The 6,945-nt window shown below is 45.3% G+C and carries 3 protein-coding genes; all 3 read left to right on the forward strand.

The genetic code is table 11. The features are described 5' to 3' along the window. Positions 1 to 141 precede the first annotated feature (141 nt). Entirely contained in the window at positions 142 to 2,973 is a 2,832-nt protein-coding gene (locus J0895_RS00365; protein ID WP_207086167.1) for an NACHT domain-containing protein, read from the forward strand. 22 nt (positions 2,974 to 2,995) lie between these two features. Next, entirely contained in the window at positions 2,996 to 5,131 is a 2,136-nt protein-coding gene (locus tag J0895_RS00370; RefSeq protein WP_207086168.1) for a WD40 domain-containing protein, read from the forward strand. A gap of 547 nt (positions 5,132 to 5,678) precedes the next feature. After that, positions 5,679 to 6,945, forward strand: a 1,267-nt coding sequence (locus J0895_RS00375) for a hypothetical protein (protein WP_207086169.1), incomplete at its 3' end; no start/stop codon positions are given.

Genomic DNA, 6,945 nt, shown 5'->3' on the forward strand with positions numbered 1-6,945 from the left:
AATTGCATTGAACAACCCTTGAGTGGGGAACCGGGGGAAGGGTTTGTGATTAAGCTGGAATTTGGAGGGTTGAGTGTAACAGAAAGTTTTATTATTTAGGTTTTTCTGGCGTTGATTCTCGGTGGCAGGGGAGGAAAAGCAATGGTAAGTTCAATCCGATTTAGATTTGAATCAGGCAGCTTTGAAACGGGGTTTACGGTTCGGATTTCTTTCTCGCAGGAAACGGTAATCCTGGTTAATCTCCCTCCCAATCCGGGACTGCCAGGGATTTATCGGACTTGGGAAACTTTATATTTAGAGGAGGGCGATCGCCTTCAGTTGGCGCAGAGTTATCAAGCGCTCATCTGTTGCTTTCAGGACTGGTTAAAGGGTGACGGTGATGTCCAAAAGTTGCGGGAAGCGATACTGCTGGAATTAACCGATCGCCCGGAAGAGATTCGGGTGTTGATTCAAACGGGCGATCGCCTTCTTCGACAACTACCTTGGCAGGAATGGGATATCTTTCAAAAGCACTATCCCCAGGCGGAATTTGCGCTCACTTTAACCGAGTATAATCCCCTGCCGGATTTTGATGAGACCCCGGTGAGAGATCGGGTGAGGATTTTAGCGGTGGTAGGCGATCGCCCTCACTCAGAAACCTTGTCTACCCTCCGAACTCTCAAATCCTTACCCGATGCGGAACCGATTATTTTTAAATCCGCTCAACCCCAGCAACTTTATCTCCAACTCCAGGATGCAACGGGTTGGGATATCCTGTTTATTGGCAATCAAAACTTGATTCAACGCTTGAATATTCCTGAGTTCAAAAAAGCTCTGGAAATTGCCTGCGATCGCGGTTTGAAACTCGCTATCTGCAATGATGGATTAGATTTAGCAGAATTGCTGGCAAACTTAGTCAATCCCCCGATTCTCGTCGTTTTCAGACAGGCGGTTTTGGAACAGTTGTCTGTTAGATTTTTGCGGGCATTCTTAACCGCTTTTGCCCAGGGTAAATCTTTATATCCAGCAGTCCGAGAGGGTCGAGAAAGTTTAGAGTTTTTTGAAAAAAAATTTCCGGGGATTATGGGATTACCCATCCTCTGTCAGCATCCCCTCAAACCCTCCCTAACTTGGCGAGGAATATTGGGAAAACCGCAGGTTGATAATCCTCAAACTCGACAGGAATATCAAACCCGAAAAACCTTACTCCAAAAAGTTAAAAAATACTGGATTCAAGGAGTTTTAGACAACTGCTTGCAACAGCAAATTTTCTTGAACCTGAGACTAGAAGAGTATCCCCGTGTGAAATCGGTGGAAATAACCGTTAAAGAACTAGACCAAACAGAACTCATTCTCCCGGCAAATACCCGACTGATTCAGTATTTTGACCGTCTCAAAACCCCTAAAACTCTGCTGATTTTGGGAGAACCCGGTTCGGGAAAAACCGTGACTTTGTTGGAATTAGCTCAAGATGCGATCGCCCGAGGAGAAAGAGACTATACTCAACCGATTCCCCTGGTATTCAATCTGTCCTCATGGGGACTGAAAACGCTGCCCATTCAAGACTGGATTATAGAGGAGGGAACGGCCAATTATGAAGTCTCACCCAGTTGGCTCAAATCTAGCCTTGAAAAAGGCCGCTTGTTCTTACTGCTGGATGGTTTAGATGAAGTCAAATCCGAAATGCGAAAGGTCTGTTTAACCGCTTTAAATGCCTTCATTAAGCAATACCCTCTGACAGAACTTGTCCTCACCAGTCGCCGAGAAGACTATGAAACCATCCAATTTCAATTAAATTTTAAAGCGGCAATTTATTTACAGCCTTTAAGTCTAGCACAAATTTCCGAATATATAGCTCAAATAGGGGTAAAACAGGCTATAAATATTGCTGCATTTCAATCCGACCCCCTGTTGATAGAATTGGCAAAAACTCCCTTAATGTTGAATATTATTGGGGTGGTTTATCAGGGAAATTATGCTAAAAATGGGGCGAAATTAGGGTCTTTAGAAGCTCGTCGTCGCTGGTTATTTGATGAGTATATCAACCAGATGTGGTATCGTCACCTCCCAGAGAAAGGGCCGTATCATAAAGAAGCAATGATGCACTGGTTGAGTTGGTTGGCACAGTTGATGCACCAGGAATCGCAAACCCTATTTTTTCTGGACCGCTTGCAACCCAAATGGTTAGAGTCTCGCCTCCAAAAACAGATTCCCTGGGGAGTAGGACTCCTATTTGGACTGATTGGCGGGACGATTGTGGGGATGATTCTCTGGTTAACAGTGGGGTTTTTCTTAGAGCCATTTTGGGGAATGGCAATTAGTGTAATCTTTGTGGTAATTTTTGGATTACCGTTCGGAATTTGGGCGACTCTGACGGTGGGACGAGAGAAAAAGATTCGACCCGTAGAAACTCTGAATTGGTCCTGGGATGCCGTCAAAAAAGCCTTAACCCTGGGGTTGGGTTTAGGGGTCATGACTTGGATGGTTTCTAGGATGATTGGGTTTGTAATCGTTGCGCCTTTAATTGTGCTAGTTTATGAACTAAAAGGGGGGGATTTAGAGCGCAAACAATTTTCCAATCAAGGGATTTGGCAGTCGTTGAAAAATGCGGCAATTTTAGCGGCGATCGCAGCGGCAGTCTTGGGGGTCACCGCCGGATTGATGAGCGAACAAATCCTTACCCTGATTATCGGACCCGCATCCGCATCGGCGAGATTGGAGACAGCTTGGATGCAGGAATTTAGGGTTCGTGCTATCCTTTCAGGAATCCTCGTCGGATTATTTTATGGACTGAACCAAGCGGGGACTGCCTGCATTCAACATTTGACTATGCGGGTGTTATTGTATTGTAATGGGGCGATTCCTTGGAACTATACCCGTTTCCTCGATTATGCCCAAAAACTCATCTTTTTACAAAGAGTTGGAAGCGGTTATATTTTTATTCATCGGCTTTTGTTAGAACATTTCACGACTGTATCTAAACCCAAAATATAGAGTTAAAAGACTAATCATTGCCATGACTAAACTCGCGATTTTTACAATTGGTGACGGAGATTTTAATACCGGGTTTCCGATGGTGCTTGCAATTCGGGAAGAAGGAGGCAATCCTCTGTCCGAAGCGATGGGTCATTTGCCTCCATCACCCCTAATTTCTGGATGTTACCAAAGCTGGCGGTGCAATTTAAACAGTATAAAATTCGGCGAGAGGAGAATTAAGACTTCCCCAGGGACACCCAAGAATACTGTTTCTCCAACGGAAGAACCGCTCAAAAAATGCAAAGAATCTAAGGATGATTTGAAACAATCATTTAAAGATTGGCTCAAATCAGAATCCAGAGCACTTCAAAAGGTGCGGGAAACTTTTTTCAAGCATCTACCCGATGATTTTGAAGAGATTCGGGTTTTTATTCAAACGAGTGACCCTTGGTTGAAAAAACTCCCTTGGAATGAATGGGATATTTTTGAGGGATATGCTAAGGCAGAAATTGCTTTAGTTCCGCCAGAATATCGGCGCATCAACCTGGCACCGGATGCGATCGCCAGAGAAAAAGTGAGGATTTTAGGTATTTTAGGCATAGGAAAAGATATTAATACGGAAGAAGAGAAAAAGGAATTAAATAAATTAGTTGACACTGAAATTAAGTTTATCAATCCCCATCAACCTGAAGAATTATATGACAATCTGCAAGATGAGATGGGATGGGATATTCTTTTTTTTGCTGGACATAGTTCCAGTTCCCCCACGGGAGAAACGGGGAGATTTTTCATTACCGATGACTATGGATTAACCATTTCTGGGTTGAAAAAATCCTTGCAAAAAGCTCTAAATCGCGGACTTCAATTGGCAATTTTTAATTCCTGTGATGGATTGGGTTTAGCGACAGAATTGGCGGGTTTAAATATTCCCCAAGTGATTGTGATGCGGGAACCTGTGCCCGGGGATTATGCAGTGGCGTTTATTAAAAAGTTTCTTCAGGGTTTTTCTCAGGGCAAGTCTTTGTATGTGGCGATGCGAGACGCAAAAGATAGTTTAGAATGCTGGGAATGCCAATATCCGGGGGTGAGTTGGTTACCGATTCTTTGCCAGAATCCCGCCCAAACCCCGCTAATTTGGCCGCAACTTCCAATTAAAATCCCCGTAACAATTCCTGTACTTTCTCCATCCGTCGTCACAAAACAGGCGAGTTGGCAAGAAGTGACAACCCTAACGGGACATTCCTCCGGGGTCAAATCGGTGGCGATTAGTCCAGATGGCCGAATGATTGCCAGTGGCAGTTTTGACCAAACGATAAAACTTTGGGATTTGCAAAAGGGGGAGTTCAAAAAACCCTTGAAAGGACATACGGGAACGGTGACTTCTGTCCAGTTTCGCCAGGATGGAGTTCTGGCGAGTGGTAGTTTTTTTCCTGATGGGACGATTAAACTTTGGGAGGTGGACTGGGAACAGAATCGGGTAGAATTGAAAACCACCCTACGAGGTAACGATTGGGTTGCTTTAGCGATTTGGTCGATCGCCTTTAATCGGGATGGCAAGTACATCGCCAGTGGTCACAATGTCGATAGTACGATTAAGGTTTGGGATATTGAGCGAGAAAAAATTATTGCCACCCTGCGCGGTCATGTTTGGGCAGTTTCTGCGGTGATTTTTCATCCCCAAGATGGCTCAATTGTTAGCAGCAGTTTTGATGGAACAATTAAAATTTGGAATCCGGAACAAGAACAACTAAGTCATACCTTAGTAGGACCTTCGGGTTGGTTGAGTCCGGCACAAGCTTGGTTGAGTCGGGATGTAGAAGTGTATAGTTTAGCCATCAGTTCCGATGGGGAAATTTTGGCAAGTGGCGGGACAGAGGATGTGATTAAAATTTGGCGGTGGCGCGATCGCCAATTGCAACAGACGCTCAAGGGTCATTCTGATACGGTACAAGCGGTGGCGATCGCCCCCGATGGCAAAACTTTGGCGAGTGGCAGTCGCGATCATACCATTAGAATTTGGGATTTAACTACTGGAAAAACCCTGCAAACCCTCGGACATTCTGACACGGTGAATTCCCTAGCTTTTAGTCCCGATGGACAAACATTAATCAGTGGTAGTCAAGATAAAACCATTAAAATTTGGCGGCAGTTTCAGGATGAGTTTTTGCCGCTGTAAACCCGGCCATTTAGGCCCCCATTCCCCCAGGTTTTGTTCCTATCCCCAGGGGGGGAATCCGATGGGGTGATTGATGGTTAGAGGACCCGGTTGAGGAGGAAGGACCCTAATTTGCCTGGAATGCGATCGCCCCCAAAAACTCTCTTCCCTTGCTATGGCGAGAGTTTCAGCAGAGTTTGTCCAAAATTCCCACAACCTGCCGTTCGCTTTAGTAAAATAAGCATGACCTGTTGCCAAACTGAGCATCCGCCAACCCCCGTTGGCGATCTATCTGCCCACTTCTCAACTCAAAACCTCTGTATGCACTACCGATTGCCGCAATTTAGCCGGAAATATTTTCTCGTTTATTGCATTCAAAAGATTAACCCGATTCCGTGATAGCTGGCGTATTTGGCCCAAACCATTCCCACACTCAAGAGTTGCGCCCTCCTACTTCCCGGGGCGATCGCAATCTTAGTCTGCATAATCTGACTCTCAGAATTGTGCTGACCTTAACCCCACTGCAATCAGGGTTTCCCGACAGTTTTTCGGTATGCATACCCCTAAAATGAACAGCGAAAAATTAGATTTAGTGCGCTCTCATGAACTCGAACCACTGAACGGATCGCATCGCCCTTCAGCATCCCTGAGCGATGATTTCTTATTAATTCAATGGTTGGAAAAAAATCCCGACTATGTGGGACTCGTCAAACGGTCCCGCCGCCAAGGATGGTTTTGGAATTTATATTATTCCCTCAACCCCAAACCCCCGATTGTTTACGTTCTAGGCTTTCTCCAAGCTAACCCTCGACATTTTGATGGAGAAGCTTTTGTCCCCAGAGATGTCCGCAGAGATTCCGAAATTACTGCCGATATTGTCTCCGGTGCCACCTTAATTAATGCCATCACCAACTTTCCCATTCTGTTGTTTGCCTTTAAAGGATTGGGAAATGTTTGGGTAGCCCCAGTTGCCAGCTTTGTCTTAAACTTAATTATCCTCAATTGGACCAACTTAGCCGGAACCGCCACCGCCGGAAACCGCCCGGGTAAAAAATATTGGGCGCAGGTGGGTTTTGCAGGATTTTTACTGATGAGTATTCTGCAATCTTTCGTGGCTGGAATTGGTTCGGAATTAATTAATAACCGTCCCGCCTTAAGCTATAAACTGGCGGAAGAATTAATCGAAGAACATGACCGCAAAATTCGTCAAGTCGAACCCGATACTGACGCCTACGAACGCACCTTTGCTCAATGTCAGCAAAACCTCCAGCTTTTATCCCAAATTCCGCGTACCGACCCGCGTTGGGATTCTCTCTATGTGGAAACGAACGGGTCCGTCGCCGATCGCGAACGGGATTGGAGTCGCGTCCCGGAGGAAAACCTGCCCCTCTGTCAAAAAGCCAATCGCATCCGCAGCGAAACCTTTGCCGTTCGAGAAGACTGGGAAGAAAAACTAAAAACTCGCAGTGAACTCGGAAATGACCTGATTTTTGTCAATCGAGAATTACCCCTAGTTTTTAGTCGCTATTTTAATGAATATGGAGAAATCACTTCTGGAGTTGAAGAAGTCCGCCTCGCCTCTAGTAATTTCTTTGGGAATCTCTTCGCCCTCAATTTTTCCCGGTTGGGATTTTCGTTATTCTTCTTTTTCCTCTCTACTATTACCAGCATCACTGCTTGTTATATTACCGTGGCTCATGCTCGGGGTAGAAACACCAAAATTTCTCATAATCCCGAGGTGGAGGCAGCGGTGCGAGAGTGGTTAGAAAACATTCGCCAAATGAATTTGAATCGCCACCGTCCCAACCCCTCTAAAGAAGAACGGTATGAGGAAC

The organism is Phormidium pseudopriestleyi FRX01 (genome assembly GCF_017313335.1).
Classification (GTDB): Bacteria; Cyanobacteriota; Cyanobacteriia; order Cyanobacteriales; family Laspinemataceae; genus Laspinema; species Laspinema pseudopriestleyi.